This is a genomic window from Sphingomonas sp. PEI4, assembly GCF_056679955.1.
The window spans coordinates 1969136-1993640 of sequence record NZ_CM155258.1 but is presented as its reverse complement, the minus strand read 5'-3'; the positions used below and the strand labels follow the sequence as shown (position 1 = coordinate 1993640).

The following is a 24505-nucleotide window of genomic DNA, read 5'->3' as shown; positions in this document are numbered from 1 at the left end:
GGTCGAGACAAGACCGGTCGAAATTGGGATTGTGACGCGCATGAACTACGAGACGAAGACCGTCGGTCAAATGGGCGACAGCGACGAACAGGTGGTGCTGCCCGACTATACCGCGCCGTCGCATCGCCGTCGCAACATCATCATCGCGGTCGTCCTTGTGCTGGCGATCGTCGCCGCGATCTTCGCCTTCAAGCCGGGTAAGAAGGAAGCCGCCGCCGGCCCCGCCGTCGAGCAGGTCCCGACCGTCTCCGTCGTCGTACCCGGCCGCAAGGTCGTCGATCGCACCATCTCGGCCACCGGTACGATTGCCGCGCGTCGCGAAATGCCGGTCGGCGTCGCGGGCGAGGGCGGCATGATCACGCGCGTCTTGGTCGAACCGGGCCAGTGGGTCGCGGCGGGTCAGGTGCTGGCGACGGTCGATCGTTCGGTCCAGACCCAGACCGCAGCCTCGCTCGCCGCGTCGGTCAGCGTCGCGCGCTCCGACGAGATGATCGCGCAGGCCGAACTCGATCGCGCGAAGCAGCTTGTCGATCGCGGCTTCATATCGAAGGCCGACCTCCAGCGCAGGGCCGCGACGCGAGATGCCGCCGCAGCCCGCGTAAAGGTCGCGCAGGCGACGCTCGGCGAGGCGCGCGCCCGCAACGGTCGCCTTGATATCCGTGCGCCCGCCGCTGGCCTCGTGCTGACGCGCGGCGTCGAATCGGGTCAGGTCGTCGGCGCTGGCACCGGCGTGCTGTTCCGCATGGCGGCGGCAGGCCAGATGGAGATGCGCGCGCAGTTGAGCGAGGCCGATCTCGCCGGGCTCCATGCTGGTGCGCGCGCGACGGTCGTCCCCGTCGGCACGACGCAGGGCTTCCCCGGTCAGGTGTGGCAGGTCTCGCCCGTGATCGACCCGCAGAGCCGCCAGGGTATCGCGCGGATCGCGGTCGCCTACGACCCCGCGCTGCGGCCGGGTGGGTTCGCCGCCGCGACGATCGTCGGGGGCGCGACCCAGGCGCCGTTGCTCCCTGACTCCGCGTTGCAGAGCGACGAGAAGGGCAATTTCGTGTATGTCGTCGGCGCGGACGACAAGGTCGTCCGCCGCGACATCAAGATCGGCCAGGTCTCCGATGCGGGCGTGACGATATTGAGCGGACTCGATGGGTCCGAACGCGTGGTACTGTCCGCGGGCGGGTTCCTCGCGCCGGGCCAGAAGGTGAAGCCGGTCACGAAGCCCATCACGCAAAAGGCGAGCTGAGCGCATGAACTTTCGCAACATCTCGGCCTGGGCGATCCGCAACCCGGTGCCGCCGATCGTGCTGTTCATCGCGCTGACGCTGGCGGGCATCGTCAGCTTCATGCGGATGGACGTGAACAACGATCCGGACATCGATTTCCCGATTGCGATCGTCGTCATCAACCAGCCGGGGGCCGCGCCGACCGAACTCGAGACGCAGGTCACGCAGCGCGTCGAGGCCGCGGTGCGATCGATCCAGGGCATCGACGAGATCACCTCGACCGTCACCGAAGGCCAGTCGCAGACCGTCGTCCAGCTCAGCATCGGTACGCCGATCGATCGCGCCGTCACCGACGTCCGCGATGCGATCGCGCAGATCCGCAGCGACCTACCAGAAGGCATCCTCGAGCCGCAGGTGTTCCGCGCGAACACCACCGACAACGATCTCGCCAGCTACTCCGTGATCGCCAAGGACATGACGATCGAGCAGCTCAGCTGGTACATCGATAACAATGTCGCCAAGGAACTGCTGTCGGTGCCCGGCATGGCCGCGGTCAACCGCAACGGCGGCGTCAGTCGCGAAATCCGCGTCATCCTCGATCCACTGAAGCTGCAAAGCCAGGGGCTCACCGCGAGCCAGGTCAATGCCCAGCTCCGCCAGGTCAACCTCAACGCCGCGGGTGGTCGCGCCGAAATCGCCGGGTCCGAACAGTCGGTCCGCGTGCTCGGCAACGCCAAGGACGCCGCCGCACTCGCGCAGACGCAGATCAACGTCGGCAACGGCCGCACCGTGCGCCTCGCTGACATCGCGCAGGTCCGCGATCTGTACGCCGAACAGCGCAGCCGCGCTGCGATCGACGGTCGCCAGACGATCAGCTTCGATTTCCAGCGTTCCAAGGGGTCGTCCGACGTCACCGTCTTCAACGAGGCGGTGAAGAAGTTGGAAGCGATGGAGAAGCGCAACCCGAACGTCCATTTCGTGCTGCGCTCGAACAGCGTCAAATACACCGAGATGCAGTATGAGAGCGCGATCCATGCGATGATCGAGGGCGCAGTGCTCGCGGTGATCGTGGTGTTCCTGTTCCTGCGCGATTGGCGCGCGACCGTGATCTCGTCGCTGGCGATCCCGCTGTCCGCGATCCCCGCCTTCTGGTTCATGGACTTGCTCGGCTTCAATTTGAACCAGATGACGCTGCTCGCGCTCAGCTTGGTCGCGGGCGTGCTGGTCGACGACGCGATCGTCGAGATCGAGAACATCGTCCGCCACATGCGAATGGGCAAGTCCGCCTATCAGGCCTCGATCGACGCCGCCGACGAGATCGGTCTGGCCGTGCTGGCAACGACGATGGCGATCGTCGCGGTGTTCCTGCCGGTCGGCCTCATGCCGGGTATCTCAGGACAGTTCTTCAAGAATTTCGGCCTGACGGTCGTCGCCTCGGTCCTGATGAGCCTCGCGGTCGCGCGCCTCGTGACGCCGATGCTCGCCGCGTATTTTCTGAAGTCCGCCGGCCCCGCCACGCACGGCGAGGGCGTCCTGATGGACGGCTATATGGCCACGCTCAAATGGACGCTGGAGACCGGCAAGGCGAAGGCCTCGGCGGCACGGGGCGGTATCCACCGCGTGACCAGCCGTTTCCGCGATCACCGCTTCTGGGTGCTCGGGCTTGGCGCGTTCGCGTTCCTGCTGACGATCGTGATGTTCGCGGTCCTGCCGATGACGTTCCAGCCGGCGCAGGACAACGACACGTCGATGGCGGTGATCGACATGGTGCCGGGCACGACCTTGGCGCAGACCGAAGCGGTCGTGACCAAGGTCGCGGCGTTGATCGGTTCGCAGCCCGACGTGCAGTCCGTCTATGCGCGCAGCGGTGCCAACGGCTCGGTCAATGCCGGTCGCGTCACTGCGACGCTCAAGGATGACCGGAAGATGAAGAGCACGGAGTTCGAGCGCAATCTCGCACCCCAGCTCGCCGCGATCCCCGATGCGCGCGTCTCGTTTCGCTCGCAGAACGGCTGGGGCGGCAGTACGCGCGACATGAGCGTCACGCTTGGCGGTGACGATCCCAAGCTGCTCGATACGACCGCGCAGAAGATCGTCGCCGAGATGTCGCGCCTGCCTACGCTCGTCGCGCCACGCGTTGCCGGCAACATGCAGCGCCCGGAAATCGTCATCAAGCCGCGGTTCGATCTCGCCGCCAACCTGGGCGTGACGACGCAGGCGCTGTCGTCGGCGATCCGCATCGCGACCTTGGGCGATATCGATCAGAACTCGGCACGCTTCTCACTGTCCGATCGCCAGATCCCGATCCGCGTCGCGCTCGATCAGGGCGCGCGCAGCGAGCTGTCCACGATCCAGAACCTGCCGGTCTCGACCGCGTCGGGTGGCTCGGTACCGCTAAACCTGGTCGCGGAGATCACGCTCGGTTCGGGACCCACCAAGATCGACCGCGTCAACCAGCAGCGCCAGCTGACGATCGGCGCCGATCTCGCGCCGGGAGTCGTCTCGGGTGTCGCGCAGAAGCAGATCGACGCGCTGCCGACGATGATGAACCTGCCAACCGGCGTGAACAAGCTCGTGCTCGGCCAGTCGAAGTTCCAGGCCGAGATGATCAACAACTTCATCCTGGCGGTGATCGCGGGCACGTTCCTGGTCTTCGCGGTGCTGGTGCTGCTGTACCGCCGTGCACTGCCGCCGTTCGTCAACATGGGCTCGCTGCTGCTGGCGCCGCTCGGTGGGTTGCTGGCGCTGTGGGCGACGGGTAATCCCGTATCGATGCCGGTGTTTATCGGTATCCTCATGTTGCTGGGTATCGTCGCCAAGAACTCGATCCTGCTGATCGATTTCGCGCTGGAGGAAATGAGCAAGGGCGTCGACGTGTGGACCGCGATGGTCGATGCCGGGCACAAGCGCGCGCAGCCGATCGTGATGACCACCGTTGCGATGGTCGCGGGCATGATCCCGACCGCGCTGTCGCTCGGCGGCGACGGATCGTGGCGCGCGCCGATGGGCATCGTCGTGATCGGCGGGCTGGTCCTGTCGACCATCCTGACGCTGCTGATCGTCCCCGCGGCGTTCAGCCTCGCGGTCGGGATCGAGCGGTATATCGGGCCGCGCCTCGGTCGCAGCCTGCTGACCTATCGCCCTGGCGACGACGGCAGCGACGTGATCGGCCTCGCCGGACCACATCCACCGGGCCCGCGGCTAGGGCCTGCAACCCCCAAGCTCGGCGATGGCACACAGCCAGCCGAGTGACCCCATCGCGCCTCTCGTGTTGAGCGACGACGCAGTGCCGCGCGCTGGCGAGGGGCTTGGGCGTAGGGTAACGCCAAGCGATTGTGCGCAAGCACCATGGCCGAGCGCGCGGCGGTCGAAGCTCGTATCGGCGGCGCGCGTGAACTATCCCCGCGCTGGGGGATTGTTTCGGGCATGACAGTTTCAATCCGCACGCGCCCGGCGAGCGAAGCAACGCCGCCCGCCCTCGTCCGCATGCGGATCGTCGCGACCGGCCTGCTCGTGTTCATGGCCGCGACGTTCTTCGTCAGCCGCGCGCTCGTCCCCGTCCACCCCGCCTTCGCGTTCGTCCGCGCGTTCGCCGAAGCGGCGATGGTCGGTGGCCTCGCGGACTGGTTCGCGGTGACCGCGCTGTTCCGCCATCCGCTCGGCCTGCCGATCCCGCACACCGCGATCGTGCCGCGCAACAAGGACCGCATCGGCGACACGCTCGCGCAGTTCCTCCGCGCGAATTTCCTGATCCCCGTCGTGATCGCGCGGCGCACCCGCCGGCTCGACGTGGCGGGCGCGATCGCGCGCTGGCTGACCGATCCACCGGAGGGGGCAGGGGGGCGCTTTCGCCAGGGCGCGTCGAAGCTGGTCGCGCAGGTTCTCGAGGGTCTCGATCCGGCGCGGCTCGGCGGGATGGTCAAGGCCGGGATCGGCGCCCGCCTGCGCGCCACGGAGGTATCACCGATCCTTGGCCAGTTGCTGAAAGCCGCGATCGCCGAGCGCCGCCATGCGCCGCTGCTCGAAAGCGCGATCCGCTGGGCGGCGAAGACGCTGGCCGCGAACGACCACCTCGTCCGCGCGATGGTCCATGACAAGGCCGGGTCGATCCTGCGCTGGACCGGGCTCGACACGACCGTCGCGGACAAGCTCATCAGCGGCTTCGACAAGCTGCTCGCGGAGATGGCGGAGGACCCCGAGCATCCGTTGCGCCTGAAGGCGGAGGAGGGGCTCGATCGGCTCGCCTGGGACCTGCAATATGACCGCCGCATGCGCGAGCGCGTCGAGACGATGAAGAACGACCTGCTCGACAATCCGGCGATGCAGCGCTGGCTCGACGGCCTGTGGGAGCAGGCGCGGGCTGCGCTGCTGGCGATCGCGCGCGATCCGGAGCGGGCGATGGCGGGCAAGCTCGGCGACATCCTGCGCCAGCTCGGCGAGACGTTGCAGCACGACCCGCGCATGTCGCGGACGATCAACCGGTTCGTTCGGCGTGCAGCGGTGGGTGCGGCGGCGGATTACGGCGACGGCATCGTCAAGCTGGTCTCGGAAACGGTCCGCAGCTGGGACGCCGACACGATCACCCGCCGCCTGGAAAACGCCGTCGGGAGGGACCTGCAATATATCCGCGTGAACGGGACGATCGTCGGCGGGCTGGTGGGGCTGGTCATCCACAGCGTCGATGTGCTGTTGTGATGGGGACGGCGGAGGACGCTCCCTTTCGGTTGCGCTTGCTAAGAGCAGCCACATTTGCGATCCTGTCTCACGAGCAGAAGCACTTCTAGAGTGTGAGGCTAGACTACAATTGGGTGGGTTTTGCTTGATAACCAGAATTGAAATTGACGGTTTTAAAACCTTCCGAAAGTTTTCTGCGGATTTAAAGCCGTTTATGGCCGTCATTGGTCCGAACGCCACTGGCAAATCTAACCTATTTGACGCGTTGAAATTTCTCTCAAGGCTTGCGCAGGTTGATGTGCGCCAAGCGATGCAAGAACTCCGAGGAGAGCCGGAGGAACTTTTTCGTCAAACCTCTGCTGGTCATGAGACTGTGATGGCTTTTGCGGTCGAAGTTCTATTGCCTGTTAGGGGAGTTGACGATTTCGGCGCAGACTTTGAGACCCCGGCCCAGCGTCTTCGTTATGAGATTACCGTTGAAATGAGGGATAATCCTCAAGGTATATTTGTGACGCATGAGGACTGCAGGGTAATTCGCGCTGAAGACGACAAAATTGATTTCCGAGCGACAGCAAAAATCAGTCGCTCAAGCCGGAAGACGCCATTTTTGGAGACAGAGAAAGACGCACAAGGACGATCAAGGGTTTTTACCATAAGGCAAGACGGCGTTGCAGAGAGCGGGACTTCCAAAAGAGGAAATCCACTTCAGCTTCCCGCGGCGGAGGCAGCGCGCAGCGCCCTCTCAACTATTGCGACCTCTGAATTTAGGCACTTGTACGCGCTAAAGAAGCTAATCTCTGGCCCACAATTTCTTGAGATTAATCCGTCCGAAGCTCGCAGAGCGAATGATCGTTTCGAAGATAAACGATTGCGGAGTAATGCTTCCAACCTTGCCGCTAGCCTTTCCGAAATTCAACGGCTTTCAGCGACATCGAATAGGCCCACGGGAGCGATTGCCGACATATCTGCGGATCTAGCTCTATTAATCCCGCAGGTTCGAACGGTAAGAGTTTTAGATGATGCGCGAAGTCGGGAATATGCTTTTGACGTACAAGTTCGAGACGGAACAGCTTTTAGTTCGAGAGTTATAAGTGACGGTACTATTCGTCTATTAGCACTTCTAACCGTAATTGATGACCCGAATCGTCGCGGTATTTTATGCTTTGAAGAGCCGGAAAATGGTGTTCATGAGGGACGAATTCCTGATCTACTGAATTTGTTACGCGAGGCCACCGAGATCCAGGATTCTCAAGGTGACTATTTTCAGGTCCTTATCAACACCCATTCTCCCGCAGTAATGCGGACATTAAATCCAGACGAAGTTTTATTTGCTGATATGGTTCGCGGCGTGCCCGTCGATGGGGCAATATCTGAAGCCCGTACTCGAATGAGACGGATAGCTCCCTCAAAGGGGCTTTTCGATGACGAGCACCACTTGTACCCGGAGAAGGTTGAGGAAATACTGCGAAATAGGGCGGGTGGCATCTAATGTATTTGTCTTGGTCCGCCTACTATGAGGGCGCAAGTGACGCGCAGTATTTCAACGTTCTTATTCCTCGGTTGTTAGACGAAATAATACGGGATACTGGAAAAAGGCCCTGCGATGTAGGTGAATATCCTGCCCTAGAACTGGGAATTGGAAATCGATCATTCGATGATGGTAACTGCTCACCGGGTTGGCAGGAAAGGGTTGCGGAGTGCGCGTGTATCTGATTCATCCTGCGCATGCCGCTTCCACCGCGCTTCAGGCTGAGTGACGCTGACAAGGATGCGCTGCTGGCGCAGCAGCAGGATATGATCGAGCGGCTGGTCGCTCGGATCACAGAGCTCGAAGCACTCGTAGGCAAGCCTCGCAAGACGTCGGTCAACTCGCATATCCCGCCTTCGAAGGACGGGATCGGTCGTGACAGGAAGCGGCGCAAACTATCGGGTGGGCCGCGCCCTGCTCGGGAAGGCAAGGCCCGCTCGCTGACGGAGACGCCGGACAAGACCGAGCGCCGGATTGCAGATGCCTGCGGTCATTGCGGGACGGATGTGTCGGGCGCTTCGCAGCGCTGCCGGCATCGCTACGATCATATCGACCTGCCCCCGATCCGGCCGGTCGTGACGCGGGTGGAGCTGTTCGGTGGTCGCTGCGGGGGCTGTGGCCGACGCTATCGCGCCGAGGCTCCGGCGGGCATGCAGCCGGGTACGCCGTTTGGGCCCGGCATCCGCTCACTGCTGGCCTACCTGCACCACAGCCATCATGTCGGGTTCGAGCGCCTATCGCGGGTTGCGGCCGAGATGTTCGGCCTGACCATTTCCGAAGGCGCCATCGCCAACATCTTCCGACGGATGGGTCAGGACATGGCCACCGCGACGAGCGCGATCCGTGAGAAGCTGCGCAGCGCTCGGATCATCGCCTCGGACGAAACGACGACGCGGACCAACGGCGTGATCCAGTGGCAGTGGGTGTTCATTTCGGACCAGGCCGTGCTGCACAAGGTCGCGCCAAGCCGGGCACGCCGTGTCGCCGCAGAAGTGCTCGGAGATCACCGGCCCGACGTCTGGGTGTCCGACCGCTATGCCGGCCAGCAGGATCTGGCCGGAGCGCATCAAGTCTGCCTCGCCCATGTTCTGCGTGACGTTCAATATGCCATCGACTGCGGCGACACGATCTTTGCCCCCACGATCCGCGACCATCTGCGATGGGCGATCGGGGTCGGCAGGCGACGACACACTCTCAAGGACAGTACGTTGGTGAGCTACGCTGCAAAAGCCGATCTCAAACTGTCCCGGCTGATGCTTGCGCCTGTCGCGCACCCTGCGGGCAAGGCGCTGCTCAAACAGGTCAAAGCCTGGCGGACGAAGTTCTTCGTCTTCCTCACCAATCGTAACGTGCCCGCCACCAACAACATCTCCGAGCGCGAGATCCGCCCCTCGGTGGTGTTCCGCAAGGTGACCAATGGCTTCCGCTCGGACTGGGGCGCCCAGATTCACGCCGGATACCGCTCCGTCACCGGGACCGCCCGCCTGAGCGGCCAATCCGCGCTCGCGGCCGTGCGCGACCTTGTCGATGGCAAGTTCGCCCTCGCCTGATCAGGCTACAGCACGCCAGCCCGGTGAGCAGTTACCGATGATGTCGCTGCTATAATCTGCGAGCGGAAGAATGAATTCCATATCATATTTGTCCATGCCGATCTTGGTGGGCGGGGGCAGGCTGCAAACGTAGAGCGCCGCAGGGAGCAACTCATCCAGAAGGCGCAGGAGATATGCGGCTTTGATCCGTGGACTGCTGTCATGCTATCTCCCGAAAAAGAACTCGAAGCCTGGGCGTTAGCAGACCATTCCGCAGTCAAGGCAGCACTGGGGGTTAATGTCATTTCGCCGGACCTGATGCCTAATACACCCATGGCGGCGGAAAACCTCGCAGATCCGAAGGCGACTCTTGATGCAATAGTTAAAAGCGTAACAAATCGGAGATCTGCTGCGCGAAATATATTAGTCAGGATCGCGCAGGAGCAAAGCATTGACGAGCTCCGTCGAGCAAATTCATTTCAGGCGTTTGAGACCAGCTTGCGGAATGCGCTCGCTCATGCCGGTTTCCTTCATTGACTTGATCACAAGGGTTGTGAGGCTAGCTCGGCTTTGCGTGCAATGCCCATGAGTCGAAAGCTGAATACCCTGTACCCAGGCCAAGCATACTGTTGCGGAATGGGGATCTTTGAAGCGCTTGTAACATCAGTTACTGCAACTACCGCCACTGGGCACTCGTCTCGCCAGGGGAGCTACCGCTCCCAATCCGGCATCGGCCAGCCCTTGGCCTTCGCCAGCAACCGCAACGGCCCATGCGCATTCACCGCGAAGGGTTCGTCGGCCCATTCGAAGGTCGGGGCGTCCGAGACATGGTCGGAATAGAAGCGGATGTGGGCGTGGTCTCGGGGGATGCCTTCGCGGTCCATCCAGGCCTGGATCATCCGCAGCTTGGCCGGGCCGTAGCAATTCTCGCCCTCGATCCCGGCGAGCAGTACGCCGTCGCGGTCACGCAGGCTCTCGGTGCCGATCACCGCGTCGAAGTCGAGCCGTCGCGCGATCGCCTCGACGTAGAACCGGTACGAGGCGGTCGCCATCACGAGGCGGTAGCCGGCCGCGCGGTCTGCTTCGATCTGCGTCCGTGCGCTGGCGAAGACGCCGTCGTGCAGGACCCGGTCGGCGAAGGCGTCGGCCGCACGTCGTTCGTCGGCGGTGGACATGCGCTTGCCCAGCAAAAGTCGCTGCATGACGTATTTCAGCCGCCCCCGACTGATCAGCTTGCCGACATAGCCGAGCGCGGCGAACCCTGCGAACGGTACCAGCGCCAGCCGCCACGGTGCACCGCCTCGCCGCGCGGAATGGAGCAGGAACGGCGTCCAGGTCGGCGCATGCGTGATCGTCTTGTCCATGTCGTAGATCGCGAGACGGATCGACGGGGCGGGGGCGCTGGGGGAGGGGGCCGGTGAAGAAAGGGTCATCGTCGTCGCTTACGCCGCATTCATCTTGCCGATCCAGTCACTTTGCCGCAAAGGTGCCCCCGATGAGCGCGATGGCCGATTTCCAGCAGGACGGTGCCGATACCGGCACGCTTCGCTTTACCGGCGATCTGTCGCTCGCAAAGATCGGCAATCTGCCCGATCGGCTCGAGGCGATCGACGCGTCCTCGGTCAAGCGTGTCGACCTCAGCGGCGTCGACCGGATCGATACGATCGGCGCCTGGGTCGTCCACCGGTTCGCGGCGCGTAACGACGCGACGATCGACGGCCTCGACGCCAACGACCAGGCGCTGTTCGATCAGGTGGTCGCTTCCGACCAGCCGATCGCCGCCAAGCCGGTAAAGGTCAGCGCGCTCTCCCGCGTGGTCGGCGAGATCGGCGATGCGGTCGTGCTGTCGGGCAAGACGATGCTCGGGCTGCTCGGGTTTCTCGGCGCGACGACGATCGCGTTCGGCAGCGTCATTCGCCATCCGCGCCGCTTCCGGTTCAACGCCGTCGTCCAGCGGTTCGAGGTGGTCGGTGTCGCAGCGCTCGGCATCGTCGGGTTGATGAGCTTCCTGATCGGCATGGTCATCGCGCAGCAGGGCGCGGTCCAGCTGCGGCAGTTCGGCGCGGAGGTGTTCACGATCAACCTCGTCGGCCGCCTGACGATCCGCGAACTCGGTTTGTTGATGACCGCGATCATGGTCGCGGGACGCTCTGGCTCGGCGTTCGCGGCGCAGTTGGGCACGATGAAGCTCACCGAAGAGATCGACGCGATGCGGACGATCGGCGTGTCGCCGATGGAGGCGCTGGTGCTGCCTCGCGTGCTGGCCGCGATCGTGATGATGCCGCTGCTCGGTTTCTACGCGTCGGTGATTGCGATCATCGGCGGCGGGCTGCTGTGCTGGGTCCAACTCGGTATTCCGCCGGTGACGTTCATCGCGCGCATCCGCGAGGTCGTGCCGATCACCGATCTGTATATCTCGCTGATCAAGGCGCCGGTGTTCGGTGCGATCATCGCGATTGCGGGCTGTTTCCAGGGCATGCAGGTCGAATCGGACGCCGAACAGGTCGGTCTGCGCACCACCTCCGCGGTTGTCCAGGGCATCTTCCTGGTGATCGTCCTCGACGCGTTCTTCGCGGTGTTCTTCACCTGGCTGGGTTGGGATTGATGGCCCGCAAGACGGACGACAACACCGACGACTTCATCATCTCCGTGAAGGGGTTGAAGAACGCGTTCGGCGATTCGGTGGTGCACGAGGGGCTCGACCTCGACGTGCGGCGCGGCGAGATCCTCGGCGTGGTCGGCGGGTCGGGCACCGGCAAGTCGGTGCTGATGCGCTCGATCATCGGCCTGCAGACCCCCGTCGCGGGCGAGATCACGGTGTTCGGCGAACCCAATATCGGCCGCGAGGAAACCGAGGCGACCGAGATCCGCAAGCGCTGGGGCGTGCTGTTCCAGGGTGGTGCGCTGTTCTCGACGCTGACGGTGGCCGAAAACGTTGAAGTGCCGTTGCGCGAATTCTACCCAGATTTGTCGGCGGCGTTGCTCGCGGAAATCGCGTCGTACAAGGTGGTGATGACGGGCTTGCCCGCCGATGCCGCGAACAAGTTTCCCGCCGAACTGTCGGGTGGCATGAAGAAGCGTGCCGGCCTGGCGCGTGCGCTGGCGCTCGATCCCGAATTGCTGTTCCTCGACGAGCCGACCGCAGGACTCGATCCGATCGGTGCGGCGGCGTTCGACGGGCTGACGCAGTCGTTGCAGAAGACGCTCGGGCTGACGGTATTCCTGATCACGCACGATTTGGATACGTTGTATGCGATCTGCGACCGGGTCGCGGTACTGGCCGACAAGAAGGTCATCGCGGTCGGGACGATCGACGAGCTGATCGCGCTCGATCATCCGTGGATCGAAAAATATTTCAAGGGGCCACGCGGCCGTGCCGCGGTCGCGACGCAGGAGGCGCACGAGCGCGCCGACGAGATCGCGAATGCCCATCCTACCGAAGTCCAGTCCAAGCAGTCCGCGCCGGACGACGCCGACGCGACATACGCCGAGAAAGAAGCAAGGACGCGCTGATGGAAACCCGTTCGAACCACGTCCTAGTCGGCGCCGTCGTGCTGATCCTGCTGGCCCTGCTGGCGCTGTTCACCGTGTGGATCGCGCGGATCGGCGGCAAGGAAGAGAAGGAATACGACATCTTCTTCCGCCAGTCGGTCGACGGACTCGCGCCCGGCTCTGCCGTGGTATTCTCGGGTGTGCCGTCGGGTCAGGTGAAGACGATTTCGCTGTGGAAGAACGATCCGCAGTTCGTCCGCGTCCGGATCAGCGTCAAAGACGAAACGCCGGTGTTGCAGGGCACGACCGCGTCGATCTCGGGTGTCGGTTTCACGGGTGTCAGCCAGATTTCTCTCGATGGCGCGCGCAAGGGTGCGCCGGCGATCGGCTGCCCCGAGACGAAGACGCCGACCGAATGCCCGTACGGCGTCCCGGTGATCCCGACCAAGATCGGCGGTCTGGGCGCGATCCTGAACTCGGCACCGCAGTTGCTCGAGCGTCTGTCGACGCTCACCGAGCGCCTGACGGGCTTGCTGACCGACCGGAACCAGGCCTCGATCGCGGGTATCCTCGAGAACACCAACCGCCTGACCGATGCGCTTGCCGATCGCGGTCCCGAGATCGCCGCGACGCTGGCGCAGACCCGTATCGCGATCCAGCAGGCGGGCGATGCCGCGCAGCAGTTCGGCGTCCTCGCACAGACCACCAACGGGGTGCTGTCGGAGGAGGTGAAGCCGGCGATGGCGAACCTGAACAAGGCGATCGTATCGGCGCAGACCAGTGCCGAGACGCTCAATGCCGCGATCGGCGACGCGCGGCCGGGGTTGCAGGCATTCTCCAAGACGACGATCCCCGAGGCAAACCGTCTGGTCCGCGATCTGCGTACGACCGCCGCGGCGCTGTCGTCGGTCGCCGAGAAGGTCGACCAGCAGGGTGCGAGTTCGCTGATCGGGCAGCAGAAGCTCCCGGATTACAAGGGTAAGTGAGGCACGCCATGAAGACACCGCTCATCCTGATCGCGCTGCTGCCACTTGCCGGGTGCATCAGCTTCGGCGCGAAACCGCCCCCCACGCTGCTGACGCTGACGAGCGCATCGTCGGTGCCGGTCGGCCAGAACCAGGATTCGGCGACCGCGAAGTCGATCACGATCCAGGTGCCGGTCGTGCCGCAGTCGCTCGCCACCGCGCGCGTGCCGGTGCAGGCTACACCGACCACCATCGCGTACGTCACCGACGCGCAGTGGGCGGAACCGCCGGCGCGGCTGTTCGCGCGGTTGGTGTCGGATACGGTTGCGGCGCGCACCGGACTTGTCGTGCTGTCGACGGTGCAGTCGGTCGGCGATCCGGGTGGGTTGCTTGGCGGCGAATTGCGGACGTTCGGGCTCGACGCGACGACGCGCGAGGCGGTCGTGACGTTCGATGCGTCGCTGACCCGCATCGGCAAGACGACGGTCGAGAAGCATCGCTTCGAAGCGCGCGTGCCGGTGTCGGCGATCGATGCGCCCTCGGCGGCAGCCGGGATCAACCAGGCCGCGAACCAGGTGGCGACGCAGGTGGCGGACTGGATCGGTCGGTGAACGCTGCGTCGGTCTGAGCGTTAACGTTCTCTGACAGGAGAGCGGCGATGCCACAGGGCGACAAGAGCGCGTACACCGACAAGCAGAAGCGCAAGGCCGCGCATATCGCGGACGGCTATGAAGAGCGCGGCGTTCCCGAGAAGGAAGCCGAGGCACGCGCCTGGGCGAGCGTGAACAAGGATTCGGGCGGCGGCAACAAGTCCGGCTCCGGCCGCGGCAAGCCCGATACGCATGCGGCGTCGCATAATGGCGGCAAGCGGGTGGCTGGGCGTAGCGATGCGGCGAAGTCGGCGGCGGCCAAGAAGGGCTGGGATACTCGGCGGAAGAACGCGGGATAAAGCCGGAGCGCATCATCGAAGCGATCCGTCATCCTGACGAAAGTCAGGATCCAGGGTTACCCGCTGAGCGCCATGGCTCTGGAACCTGACTTTCGTCAGGATGACGGACGGTAATTGCGTACCGCGCTCGTCAATGTTTCAGCGTGCGAGCGTTGCTTCAGCCTCCATCAGATGCAGGCGTTCTACCATCTGGCCGCCTAACCGGATCGCACCCTTGTCGGCGTTCTCAGGTTTGGAAAAGGCGGCGACGATCGTGCGCGCCCAAGCCAACTCCTGTTCGCTCGGCCCAAAACCTGCGTTCGCGGTGTCGATCTGGGACGGGTGGATCAGCGTCTTTCCGTCGAACCCGAGCATCGCGCCTTGCGAGCACTCGGCGGTGAAGCGGGCCGGGTCGTCGAGCGCGTTGCATACGCCGTCCAGCGCCACGATGCCGGCCGCGCGGGCGGCCATGATCGTTGCCGAGAGCGCCGGGATCAGCGGCATGCGGTCTGGGCCGAGGCGGCAGCGCATCTCCTTGGCAAGGTCGTTGGTGCCGGCGATCAGTGCGGTGAGGTGCGTCTCGGCTGCCGCTGCGGAGAGTGCGGGTAGCGAAAGGATCGCCGCACAGGTCTCGATCATCGCCCAGATCAGCGGGCCGTCTTCGCCGAGCGATGCGCGGACCGCGACCAGATCCGCGACCGACGAGACCTTCGGGACGAGCACCGCGGCGATGCCGGTCGCGCGGATCGCGGCGATGTCGTCGGCATACCAGGCGGTGTCGAGGCCGTTGACCCGCACGACCAGTTCGCGTGTCCCGAACCCGCCTTCGCGCACCGCCTCGAACACGCGCTCCCGCGCTGCCGCCTTTTCGTCAGGCGCGACGGCGTCCTCCAGGTCGAGGATGACGACGTCGCAATCGAGCGTCCGCGCCTTGGTGATCGCGCGGGCGTTCGAGGCAGGCATGTAGAGTGCGCTGCGGCGGCGTCTGATCGTCATGCTATCGGCCGTCGCGTATCAGGTGACGACGTCGGGCGCGGTGCGGCCGGTATGCTGGGCGATCCCCGCGATCGACTCCGCGGCACTGACGATGCTGGCGAGCATCTCGCCGGTGTCGCGATCGAGATCACCGCCGACGGGTTCGTAACGTTCGAGGTACACACGGAGCGTCGCGCCGGTGGTGCCGGTGCCCGACAGGCGGAACACGACGCGGCTGCCGCCCGCGAACAGGATGCGGACGCCCTGGTTGCGGCTGATCGAGCCATCGGTGGTGTCGGTATAGGCGAACTCGTCCGCGGTCTCGACGGTCAGGTCGCCGAACTGCTTGCCGGACAGGGTGGCAAGGCTAGCGCGCAATGCCGCCATCAGCGCGTCGGCGCGCGGGGTCTCGATGCCTTCATAATCGTGGCGGGCATAATAGTTGCGGCCGAACTTCGCCCAGTGATCGCGGGCGATCGCGTCGACGCTCTCACCACGCACCGCGAGGATGTTGAGCCACAGGAGCACCGCCCACAGGCCGTCCTTCTCGCGGACGTGGTCGGAGCCAGTACCGGCGCTCTCCTCGCCGCAGATCGTCGCCATGCCGGCGTCGAGCAGATTGCCGAAGAATTTCCAGCCGGTCGGGGTCTCGTAAGCGGGGATGCCGAGTGCCTGCGCGACGCGGTCGGCAGCGGCGCTGGTGGGCATCGAGCGGGCGATGCCCTTGAGGCCACCCGCGTACCCTGGGGCGAGATGCGCGTTGGCGGCCAGCATCGCGAGGCTGTCCGAGGGGGTGACGAAGCGGTGCCTGCCGATGATGAGGTTGCGGTCGCCATCGCCGTCCGATGCTGCGCCGAAATCGGGCGCATCCGGCGCCATCATCGTCTCGTACAGTTCATGCGCGTGGACGAGGTTGGGATCGGGGTGGTGACCGCCAAAATCGGGAAGCGGCGTACCGTTGCGCACCGTACCCGGCGCGAAGCCGAGGCGGCGTTCGAGGATCTCGGTCGCATAGGGCCCGGTGACCGCGCTCATGGCGTCGAACGCCATCGTCAGCTTGGCGCTACGGATCGCGTCGAAGTCGAACAGCGTTTCCATGAGGGCGGCGTAATCCTCGACCGGGTCGACCACCTCGACGGGCATATCGCCGACCATGACTTCGCCGTCGGTGTCGAGATCGATGTCCTCGGCGTCGACGGTCAGCCAGCGATCGATCTCGAGTGTCCGCGCGTTGATCGCGTCGGTGACGGATTCGGGCGCGGGGCCGCCATTGGCGATGTTGTACTTGATCCCGAAATCCTCGTCGGGGCCGCCGGGGTTGTGGCTCGCCGACAGGACGAGGCCGCCGATCGCGCCACGCTTGCGGATCATATGGCTCGCGGCAGGAGTCGACAGAATGCCGCCGCGACCGACGATCACGCGAGCGAAGCCGTTCGCCGCGGCCATCCGGATCGCGACCTGGATGACTTCGCGGTTGAGAAAGCGGCCGTCGCCCCCGATGACCAGCGTTGCGCCAGCCTTGTCCGCCACCACGTCGAACACCGACTGGACGAAATTCTCGGCATAATTGGCCTGCTGGAAGACCTTCACCTTCTTGCGCAGGCCGGACGTGCCGGGCTTCTGATCGGTATAAGGCGTGGTCGATACGGTGCGGATCATGCGGTCCCCGTCAGGCTTGCGTAAAGGTCTGCGTAACGGCGGCCGCTCTCGTCCCACGAGAAGTCCGCGCGCATCGCGTTGCGCTGCAACATGGCCCAGCGATCGGGGCGTGCATAGAGCGCCATCGTTCGGCGCAGCGCATGGCTGAGTGCTTCTGGCGTGACGCCGTCATGCTGGATGCCGGTGGCGACACCCGCGGCGATCGCGGCTTCATTCGCGTCGATCACAGTGTCGGCCAGCCCGCCGGTGCGCGCTACGACGGGAATGCAGCCGTAAGCGAGGCCATAGAGTTGCGTCAGGCCGCAGGGTTCGAACCGCGACGGGATCAGGATCGCGTCGGCGCCCCCTTGCAGCAGGTGCGAGACGGGCTCGTCATAGCCGATGCGGACGCCGATCCGGCCGGGGTGGCGTTCGGCGGCGGCGAGGAACGTGGCTTCGAGTCCGGCGTCGCCCGAACCAAGCAACGCGAGCCGCCCGCCCAGTGCGACGAGTTCGTCCAGCACCCCGGCAAGCACGTCCATGCCCTTTTGCCCGGTAAGGCGACTGACGACGGTGAAGAGCGGGCCGTCTTCGGTGTCGAGACCGAACCGCGTCTCGATCGCCCGCTTGTTGGTGCGGCGGCGGGCGAGTGTTCGCGCGGTGTAGCGGGCAGGGAGGGCCAGGTCGGTTTCAGGGTTCCAGACGGCGGGGTCGATGCCGTTGACGATCCCGGTCACGCGGCCTGCGCGGTCATTGATCAAGCCCTCCAGCCCCATGCCGAACTCGCCGCGGCGGATTTCGGCGGCGTAGGTAGGGCTGACGGTGGTGATCGCGTCGGCGGCTTCGAGCCCAGCCTTTAGATAGCCGACGCCGCCATAATATTCGACGCCGTCGAGCGCGTACGCGATGTCGGGCAGCCCGAGTTCGGCGAAGATGTCATAGCCGTAGCGGCCCTGGAACGCGATGTTGTGGATCGTCACGACCGTCTTGACGGGCTTGGCTGGGCCTGGAGCGTAGCGGAGATAGGCGGGTGCCATTGCCGCCTGCCAGTCGTGCGCGTGGAGAATGTCGAAGTCGTAGCCGGGGACTGCACCCGAGGCGAGATCGGCGGCGGCGCGGCTGAATGCGGCGAAGCGGCGCCAGTTGTCGGACCAGTCCGCGCCGGTCGCGTCGCCATAAGGGCCGCCGCCTCGCGCGAACAGCGCGGGTGCGTCGAGGATCAGGAGTGGGTGATCGCCGATCTTTGCTTTCAGGATGCGGGCTTCGGTGCCGAGCAGGTCGGTGTAGCGGTGGGCGACTTTCGCACGCTTGGTGACGGCGGCGAGCGCGGGGTAGCCGGGGAGGAACGTCGTGAGCGCTACGCCGTGCGGTGCGAGCGCGGCCGGGAGCGCGCCTACGACGTCCGCCAGACCGCCGGTCTTGATGAGGGGATAGGCTTCGGAAGCAACCGAGAGGACGCGCATCAAATCCTCCCCGGCACGGGGAGGGGGACCATGCATCGCATGGTGGAGGGGGGCTTTGGCAGACGGCACGCTTGCGATCGCAGACGGTACGCTCGCGGTGAGCCCCTTCCACCCTTCGCCGATGGCGAACGGTCCCCCTCCCCGTGCCGGGGAGGATTTGCGATGCGCCCAATCACGCGGTCAGCCGGTCGATCATGGATTTGGTCACCAGCACCACGCCGTTATCCGTGCGGCGGAAGCGTTGCGAGTCCAGTTCGGCGTCCTCTCCGACGACCAAACCGTCGGGGATTTCCACCCCGCGATCGACGACAACCTTCGACAACCGCGCGCCCCGACCGATCACGCAATGCGGCAGGATCACCGCCTGATCCAGCATCGAGTAACTATGCGCCCGCGTGCCGGTGAAGATCAGGCTGCGGTGGATCGAGGAGCCGGAGATGATGCAATCGCCCGACACCAGCGACGACACCGCCTCACCCCGACGACCATCGTCCGCGTGGACGAACTTCGCGGGCGGCGTGACCTCCGAATAGGTCCAGAGCGGCCAGCTGCGATCGTAGAGGTCGAGCTTCGGCACGACATCGGTGAGGTCGATGTTAGCCTCCCAATAGGCATCCACGGTGCCGACATCGCGCCAATAGGCCTCGACCTCGAGCCCCGACCGCACGCAGCTGTCGGAAAAGCGATGCGCGACCGCCTTGCCGTGCTTGACGAGGTACGGGATGATATCCTTGCCGAAGTCACGCGACGATCCGGGCGTCTCGGCATCGCGGCGCAGCTCGTCGAACAACAGCTTGGTGTGGAAGACGTAGATCCCCATCGACGCCAGCGCGATGTCCGGATTGCCGGGCACGGCGGGCGGATCGGCAGGCTTCTCGACGAAGTCGGTAACGTTGTCATGCTCGTCGACCGCCATCACGCCGAACGCGACCGCCTCCATCCGCGGCACTTCGAGGCAGGCGATGGTGACGTCCGCACCAGTCTCGCAATGCTGTTGCAGGATCAGCTCGTAGTCCATCTTGTAGATGTGATCGCCCGCCAGGATGACCATGTATTCGGGCGCATGGCTCTCGATGATGTCGATGTTCTGGTACACGGCGTCGGCAGTGCCCTCGTACCATTGGAACTCGCTGATACGCTGCGAGGCGGGCAGGATGTCGAAGCTCTCGTTGCGTTCCGAGCGCAGGAAGTTCCAGCCGCTCTGCAGGTGGCGGATCAGCGAATGCGCCTTGTACTGCGTCGCGACGCCGATCCGGCGAATGCCCGAGTTGATCGCGTTGGACAGCGCGAAATCGATGATGCGCGCCTTGCCGCCAAAATACACCGCGGGTTTGGCGCGCGTATCGGTCAGCTCCATCAGGCGACTGCCGCGGCCACCGGCCAGCACATACGCCATCGCATCGCGCGCCAATGGCTGTCCCCGCCGTTCCACCATGTCCGTCTCTCCCGCCTTTGTTTCCAGTTCGTTCGTACAACGTCTCGTGACCCCGAACCGGTTCCGGTCCTGTCGGTCGAGCCTATTCCTCGAATTCCAGCATGATCGTCGCAAGCGGGGGCAAGGTGACCCAGGCCGCGCCGTCCTTCGCGACGACGCCGCCGAGATTGCCGAGGCCGCTGCCCCAATATTCGCGCGCGTCGCTGTTGATGATCTCGCACCAGCGGCCGTCATGCGGCAGCGGCACGCGGTAGGGCGCGCGGGCGATCGGCGTCATGTTGGCGACGATTGCGATCGGCTTCGCGCCGGGGGCCTTGCGCAGCCAGGCGAACACCGAATTGGCGGCATCGTCGGCGACCAGCCATTCGAAGCCTTCGCCCTCGCAATCGCGCGCATGCAGCGCCGGCTTCTCGCGGTAGACCGTGTTCAGGTCGCGGACGAGGTTGCGGACGCCCTCATGGCTGCGGCTGTTGCGCAAGCACCAGTCGAGTGCACGGGCTTCCGACCATTCGCGGCGCTGGGCGAATTCCTGCCCCATGAACAGCAGCTTCTTGCCCGGATAGCCCCACATGAACGCGTAATAGCCGCGCAGGTTCGCGAATTGCTGCCAGTCGTCGCCGGGCATCTTGGTCAGCAGCGAGCCCTTGCCGTGGACCACCTCGTCATGGCTGAGCGGCAGGACGAAGTTCTCGCTGAACGCGTAGACGAGCCCAAAATTGATCTCGCCGTGATGGTGCTTCCGGTGCAGCGGATCGCGCGCCATGTACTGGAGCGTGTCGTGCATGAAGCCCATGTTCCACTTGAACCCGAAGCCCAGCCCGCCGCTCTTGCCGTCGTCGCTCACCGGCGCGGAAACGCCCGGCCATGACGTCGATTCCTCGGCGATCGTGAAGACGCCGGGGTGCTGGCCATAGATCTCGCGGTTCATGTCGCGCAGGAACGCGACGGCTTCCCAATTCTCGCGACCGCCGGCCTCGTTGGGGATCCATTCGCCGCTTTTGCGCGAATAATCGCGGTACAGCATCGACGCGACCGCATCCACGCGCAGGCCGTCGATATGATAGCGTTCGGCCCAGAACAGCGCGTTGTTGACGAGGAACGACGCCACTTCGCGCCGCCCGAAATTGTAGATCGCGGTGTTCCAGTCGGGGTGGAAGCCAAGCCGCGGGTCCTCGTGCTCGTACAGGGCGGTGCCGTCGAACTTCGCCAGCCCGAACGCGTCGGTCGGGAAATGCGCGGGCACCCAGTCGAGCAGCACGCCGATTCCGGCCATGTGCGCGCCGTCGACGAACCGCGCGAACCCCTCCACATCGCCGAACCGCGCGGACGGCGCGTAGAGGCCGGTGGTCTGGTAGCCCCAGCTCGGATCGTATGGATGTTCGCTGATCGGCAGGAATTCGATGTGCGTGAAGCCCATCTCGACGACGTACGGGATCAGACGATCGGCGAGCGCGTCCCAGGTCAGGAACCAGTCGTTCTCGTCACGGTCCCATGAGCCGGCGTGGACCTCATAGATGCTGATCGGCACCCGGCGCGGATCGACCGAGGCCCAGTGTTTGCGGTGATCCGTGTCGGCCCATTCATGCGCTAGCTTCCGCGTGATCGAGGCGTTGGCGGGGCGGAGTTCGCTGGCAAGGGCGAACGGGTCCGCCTTGAGCGGCTGCAACTGGCCATCGGGGCCGACGATCTCGAATTTGTATGCGCGAAATTCGGCGATGTCGGGGATGAAGATCTCCCACACGCCGACGTCGCCGCGCTTGCGCATCGCGTGGCGGCGGCCGTCCCAGTCGTTGAAGTCGCCGACCACCGACACGCGCCGCGCATTGGGAGCCCACAGCGCGAAGTGGACGCCGCTCGCACCCTCATGCTCGATCAGGTGCGCGCCCATCTTGTCGTGGAGGCGGCGGTGCGTGCCCTCCGCCATGAGCAGATCGTCGATCGGGCCGAGCACCGGGCCGAAGCTATAAGGGTCGGTGACCCACCACGAGGTGTCGCCCGCCTCCGCATGGTATTTCACCGGCTGTTGCGTGCCGTCGATCGGACCCTCGAACAGGCCGCGATCATCGACACGCGCAAGGGTGCCAAGCGCCGTGCCGTCGAGCGCGTGCGCCTCCGCCGTGTCCGCGCCCGGAATCCAGACGCGCGCGAACACGCCGGTCGGGCCGCTGTGGACGCCGAGCAGCGAGAAGGGATCGTCGTGACGTCCCTCCAACAGGGCAGCAATGGCGCCTTCGGGTGGCTTCACATCACCGTCCAAATCTCGCGCGCATATTCGCGGATCGTGCGATCGGACGAGAACCAGCCGACGCGCGCGACGTTGCGGACCGTCGAGGCGACCCATGCGTCCCGGTCGTTCCAGCGCGTGTCGACCGCGCGCTGGGCGTTGGCGTAACTGTCGAAATCGGCGGCGAGCATGAACCAGTCGCCATCGTACAACCCGCCCATCAGCCCGGCATAGCGCGTCTTGTCGTCGGGCGAGAACACGCCAGACGCGATCGCCGACACCGCCTGGCGCAGTTCGTTCGAGCCGTCGATGACGCTGCGCGGATCGTAGCCGTTCGCGCGCCTGGCCTCGACCTCGTCCGCGGTCATGCCGAAGATGAAGATGTTGTCGTCGCCGACGCGGTCCTTGATCTCGATGTTCGCGCCGTCGAGCGTGCCGATCGTCAGCGCGCCGTTCATCGCGAACTTCATGTTGCCGGTGCCCGACGCCTCAAGGCCGGCGGTCGAGATCTGCTCGCTTAGATCGGCGGCGGGGATGATCTTCTCCGCCAACGACACGTTGTAATTGGGCAGGAACGCGACCTTGAGCAGGCCGCCGACCGATGGGTCCGCATTGATCCGGCGCGCGACGTCGTTCGCCAGTTTGATGACGAGTTTCGCGTTGTGATAGCTCGACGCCGCCTTCCCCGCGAACAGCTTCACGCGCGGTGTCCAGTCGCGTTCGGGGTGGCTTCGGATCTGGTCGTATAGCGCGACCGTCTCGATGATGTTGAGCAACTGGCGCTTATATTCGTGGATGCGCTTGATCTGCACGTCGAACAGCGCGTCTGGATCGACACGCAGCCCCATGCTCTCCTTGATGTGATTAGCCAGTGCCACCTTGTTCGAACGCTTCACCGCGGCAAAGCGCTCCCTGAAACCGGAATCGTCAGCAAAAACATCCAGATCGACGAGCTTTTCCGCATCGTCGAGGAAAGCGTCGCCGATCGCATCGCGGATCAACGCGGTGAGGCCGGGGTTGCACTGTTGGAGCCAGCGGCGCGGCGTGATGCCGTTCGTCTTGTTGTTGATCCGCGTCGGGTAGAGCTTGTGCAGGTCTGCGAAGACGGTCTTCTTCATCAGCTGCGTATGCAGCGCGGCGACGCCGTTGACGCTGTGCGAACCGGCGAAGGCGAGGTTCGCCATCCGCACCCGCCGCTCGCCACCTTCGTCGATCAGGCTGATCGCGGCGATCGCCCGTTCGTCTAGAAGGGGGCCGTCTATGCCTTCGGCGCCACGCGCCTCACGCAGCAGCTTGGCGTTGATCGCGTAGACGATCTGCATGTGGCGCGGGAGCAGGCGTTCGAACAGCGGCAGCGGCCAGCTCTCCAGGGCCTCGGGCAGCAATGTGTGGTTCGTATAGCCGAAGGTGGCCCGCGTGATCTTCCACGCCTCGTCGAACGCGAATTCGTGGTGATCGATCAGCAGGCGCATGAGCTCGGCGACCGACACAGCGGGGTGCGTGTCGTTGAGCTGGATCGCGGCCTTGTCGGGCAGCGTGCGGATGTCGCCAAAATACTGGATGTGGCGGCGGAGGATGTCCTGGATCGACGCCGACGAGAAGAAATACTCCTGCCGTAGCCGCAACTCCTGCCCGGCGGCGGTGGAGTCGTTCGGGTAGAGAACGCGCGTGAGAGTCTCGGCGCGTGTCTGATCGGCGAGGGCGCCCGAGAAATCGCCGGCGTTGAAGCGGTCGAGCTTGATCGGATCGAACGCGCGGGCGGTCCATAGCCGCAGCGTGTTGACGTGTTTGCCGCGCCAGCCGACGACGGGGGTGTCGATTGCGGTCGCCTCGACCGCCTCGGACGGGCTCCAGTGAATTTGACCACCATCCGTTACCGTGACCTCGCCGCCGAAGCCGATGAAATAGGCACTCTCGCGGCGTTCGAACTCCCAAGGGTTGCCGTGCGCGAGCCAGTTCTCCGGCATCTCGACCTGCCAGCCATCGTCGATCCGCTGGCGGAACATGCCGTTCACATAGCGGATGCCGTAGCCGTAGGCGGGCAGCTCCAAGCTCGCCATGCTTTCCATGAAACATGCCGCAAGACGCCCGAGGCCGCCATTGCCGAGCGCTGCGTCGGGCTCGATCTCCTCCAGTTCGGCGAGGTCGACGCCGTGCAGAGCTAGGGCGCGCGTGACTTCGTCGTTGCGCTGGAGGTTGGTCACCGCGTCGCGCAACAGCCGGCCGATCAGGAATTCGAGGCTGAGATAATAGACGCGCTTGGCGCCGGCCGCGTGCGCCGCCTTGGTCGACGCCATCCAGCGTTCGACGATGTCGTTGCGCACCGTCAGGATCGTCGCGGCAAGCCAGTCGTGGGAGCGGGCCGCCTGCGCATCCTTGCCGATGCGGTGGACAAGCGTGTCCAGTATCGAGTCGGCCAGATCTTGGATGACGAAAT

18 protein-coding genes are annotated in these 24505 nt (G+C 64.8%); 11 read left to right on the top strand and 7 right to left on the bottom strand.

The features are described 5' to 3' along the window. Nucleotides 1-40: 40 nt before the first annotated feature. The 6 genes from AC1MLZ_RS09095 to AC1MLZ_RS09070 all read left to right on the top strand — a co-directional run bounded on the left by AC1MLZ_RS09095 (nucleotide 41) and on the right by AC1MLZ_RS09070 (nucleotide 9485). A complete protein-coding gene (locus tag AC1MLZ_RS09095) occupies nucleotides 41-1237 on the top strand; it encodes an efflux RND transporter periplasmic adaptor subunit (protein ID WP_480961358.1) in 1197 nt (398 codons plus the stop codon). Between the two features lie 4 nt (nucleotides 1238-1241). Further along, a complete protein-coding gene (locus AC1MLZ_RS09090) occupies nucleotides 1242-4469 on the top strand; it encodes an efflux RND transporter permease subunit (RefSeq protein ID WP_480961357.1) in 3228 nt (1075 codons plus the stop codon). 174 nt (nucleotides 4470-4643) lie between these two features. Then, complete coding sequence (locus AC1MLZ_RS09085) at nucleotides 4644-5912, top strand: DUF445 domain-containing protein (RefSeq protein WP_480961356.1); 1269 nt, start codon at nucleotides 4644-4646, stop codon at nucleotides 5910-5912. Between the two features lie 124 nt (nucleotides 5913-6036). Beyond that, a complete protein-coding gene (locus tag AC1MLZ_RS09080) occupies nucleotides 6037-7380 on the top strand; it encodes an AAA family ATPase (protein ID WP_480961355.1) in 1344 nt (447 codons plus the stop codon). 236 nt (nucleotides 7381-7616) lie between these two features. After that, nucleotides 7617-8969, top strand: coding sequence for an IS66 family transposase (gene tnpC / locus AC1MLZ_RS09075; protein ID WP_480961354.1), 1353 nt, complete (start codon nucleotides 7617-7619; stop codon nucleotides 8967-8969). A 201-nt stretch (nucleotides 8970-9170) separates the two neighbouring features. Next, entirely contained in the window at nucleotides 9171-9485 is a 315-nt protein-coding gene (locus tag AC1MLZ_RS09070) for a hypothetical protein (protein ID WP_480961353.1), read from the top strand. Between the two features lie 173 nt (nucleotides 9486-9658). Here AC1MLZ_RS09070 and AC1MLZ_RS09065 read toward each other — a convergent pair whose 3' ends face one another. Continuing rightward, entirely contained in the window at nucleotides 9659-10381 is a 723-nt protein-coding gene (locus AC1MLZ_RS09065; protein ID WP_480961352.1) for an HAD family hydrolase, read from the bottom strand. Between the two features lie 62 nt (nucleotides 10382-10443). On the opposite strand from AC1MLZ_RS09065, the gene AC1MLZ_RS09060 reads away from it, so the two are divergent. Genes AC1MLZ_RS09060 through AC1MLZ_RS09040 form a run of 5 tightly spaced genes read left to right on the top strand, consistent with a single transcriptional unit; the run spans nucleotide 10444 to nucleotide 14354 of the window. Next, on the top strand, nucleotides 10444-11553 hold the full coding sequence (locus AC1MLZ_RS09060) for an MlaE family lipid ABC transporter permease subunit (RefSeq protein ID WP_480961351.1): 1110 nt from the start codon (nucleotides 10444-10446) through the stop codon (nucleotides 11551-11553). After that, nucleotides 11553-12461: an ABC transporter ATP-binding protein gene (locus tag AC1MLZ_RS09055; RefSeq protein WP_480961350.1), complete on the top strand. Its 909-nt coding sequence runs from the start codon at nucleotides 11553-11555 to the stop codon at nucleotides 12459-12461. Before AC1MLZ_RS09060 ends, AC1MLZ_RS09055 begins: the two co-directional genes overlap by 1 nt. Next, nucleotides 12461-13426 carry an MlaD family protein gene (locus AC1MLZ_RS09050; protein WP_480961349.1) on the top strand — a complete coding sequence of 322 codons (966 nt, stop codon included), beginning with the start codon at nucleotides 12461-12463 and terminating at the stop codon, nucleotides 13424-13426. The genes AC1MLZ_RS09055 and AC1MLZ_RS09050 overlap by 1 nt, the downstream gene beginning before the upstream one ends. 8 nt (nucleotides 13427-13434) lie before the next feature. Continuing rightward, the gene (locus AC1MLZ_RS09045; RefSeq protein WP_480961348.1) at nucleotides 13435-14016 is read left to right on the top strand and encodes an ABC-type transport auxiliary lipoprotein family protein; all 582 of its coding nucleotides are present in this window, start codon (nucleotides 13435-13437) and stop codon (nucleotides 14014-14016) included. A 47-nt stretch (nucleotides 14017-14063) separates the two neighbouring features. Next, nucleotides 14064-14354 (top strand): plasmid stabilization protein, encoded by a 291-nt coding sequence (locus AC1MLZ_RS09040; protein ID WP_480961347.1) that lies wholly within the window; start codon nucleotides 14064-14066, stop codon nucleotides 14352-14354. Between the two features lie 138 nt (nucleotides 14355-14492). Here the strand turns inward: AC1MLZ_RS09040 and AC1MLZ_RS09035 are convergent, their stop codons facing one another. The 6 genes from AC1MLZ_RS09035 to AC1MLZ_RS09010 all read right to left on the bottom strand — a co-directional run bounded on the left by AC1MLZ_RS09035 (nucleotide 14493) and on the right by AC1MLZ_RS09010 (nucleotide 24497). After that, nucleotides 14493-15329, bottom strand: coding sequence for an HpcH/HpaI aldolase/citrate lyase family protein (locus AC1MLZ_RS09035; RefSeq protein WP_480961346.1), 837 nt, complete (start codon nucleotides 15327-15329; stop codon nucleotides 14493-14495). 18 nt (nucleotides 15330-15347) lie between these two features. Next, entirely contained in the window at nucleotides 15348-16967 is a 1620-nt protein-coding gene (locus tag AC1MLZ_RS09030; protein ID WP_480961345.1) for an alpha-D-glucose phosphate-specific phosphoglucomutase, read from the bottom strand. Then, a complete protein-coding gene (gene glgA, locus AC1MLZ_RS09025) occupies nucleotides 16964-18409 on the bottom strand; it encodes a glycogen synthase GlgA (protein ID WP_480961344.1) in 1446 nt (481 codons plus the stop codon). The genes AC1MLZ_RS09030 and glgA overlap by 4 nt, the downstream gene beginning before the upstream one ends. Before the next feature lie 172 nt (nucleotides 18410-18581). Further along, nucleotides 18582-19841, bottom strand: coding sequence for a glucose-1-phosphate adenylyltransferase (gene glgC, locus AC1MLZ_RS09020; RefSeq protein ID WP_480961514.1), 1260 nt, complete (start codon nucleotides 19839-19841; stop codon nucleotides 18582-18584). Nucleotides 19842-19926: 85 nt separating this feature from the next. Further along, entirely contained in the window at nucleotides 19927-22089 is a 2163-nt protein-coding gene (gene glgB, locus AC1MLZ_RS09015; RefSeq protein ID WP_480961343.1) for a 1,4-alpha-glucan branching protein GlgB, read from the bottom strand. After that, the gene (locus AC1MLZ_RS09010; RefSeq protein ID WP_480961513.1) at nucleotides 22086-24497 is read right to left on the bottom strand and encodes a glycogen/starch/alpha-glucan phosphorylase; all 2412 of its coding nucleotides are present in this window, start codon (nucleotides 24495-24497) and stop codon (nucleotides 22086-22088) included. Before AC1MLZ_RS09010 ends, glgB begins: the two co-directional genes overlap by 4 nt. Nucleotides 24498-24505: the final 8 nt, after the last annotated feature.

Excerpts from the sequence above, each read along its gene's own strand:
- AC1MLZ_RS09095 (WP_480961358.1), top strand. The coding sequence starts at position 41 with ATGAACTACGAGACGAAGACCGTCGGTCAAATGGGCGACAGCGACGAA.
- AC1MLZ_RS09090 (WP_480961357.1), top strand. The coding sequence starts at position 1,242 with ATGAACTTTCGCAACATCTCGGCCTGGGCGATCCGCAACCCGGTGCCG.
- AC1MLZ_RS09085 (WP_480961356.1), top strand. The coding sequence starts at position 4,644 with ATGACAGTTTCAATCCGCACGCGCCCGGCGAGCGAAGCAACGCCGCCC.
- tnpC (WP_480961354.1), top strand. The coding sequence starts at position 7,617 with ATGCCGCTTCCACCGCGCTTCAGGCTGAGTGACGCTGACAAGGATGCG.
- AC1MLZ_RS09070 (WP_480961353.1), top strand. The coding sequence starts at position 9,171 with ATGCTATCTCCCGAAAAAGAACTCGAAGCCTGGGCGTTAGCAGACCAT.
- AC1MLZ_RS09065 (WP_480961352.1), bottom strand. The coding sequence starts at position 10,381 with ATGACCCTTTCTTCACCGGCCCCCTCCCCCAGCGCCCCCGCCCCGTCG.
- AC1MLZ_RS09060 (WP_480961351.1), top strand. The coding sequence starts at position 10,444 with ATGAGCGCGATGGCCGATTTCCAGCAGGACGGTGCCGATACCGGCACG.
- AC1MLZ_RS09055 (WP_480961350.1), top strand. The coding sequence starts at position 11,553 with ATGGCCCGCAAGACGGACGACAACACCGACGACTTCATCATCTCCGTG.
- AC1MLZ_RS09050 (WP_480961349.1), top strand. The coding sequence starts at position 12,461 with ATGGAAACCCGTTCGAACCACGTCCTAGTCGGCGCCGTCGTGCTGATC.
- AC1MLZ_RS09045 (WP_480961348.1), top strand. The coding sequence starts at position 13,435 with ATGAAGACACCGCTCATCCTGATCGCGCTGCTGCCACTTGCCGGGTGC.
- AC1MLZ_RS09040 (WP_480961347.1), top strand. The coding sequence starts at position 14,064 with ATGCCACAGGGCGACAAGAGCGCGTACACCGACAAGCAGAAGCGCAAG.
- AC1MLZ_RS09035 (WP_480961346.1), bottom strand. The coding sequence starts at position 15,329 with ATGACGATCAGACGCCGCCGCAGCGCACTCTACATGCCTGCCTCGAAC.
- AC1MLZ_RS09030 (WP_480961345.1), bottom strand. The coding sequence starts at position 16,967 with ATGATCCGCACCGTATCGACCACGCCTTATACCGATCAGAAGCCCGGC.
- glgA (WP_480961344.1), bottom strand. The coding sequence starts at position 18,409 with ATGCGCGTCCTCTCGGTTGCTTCCGAAGCCTATCCCCTCATCAAGACC.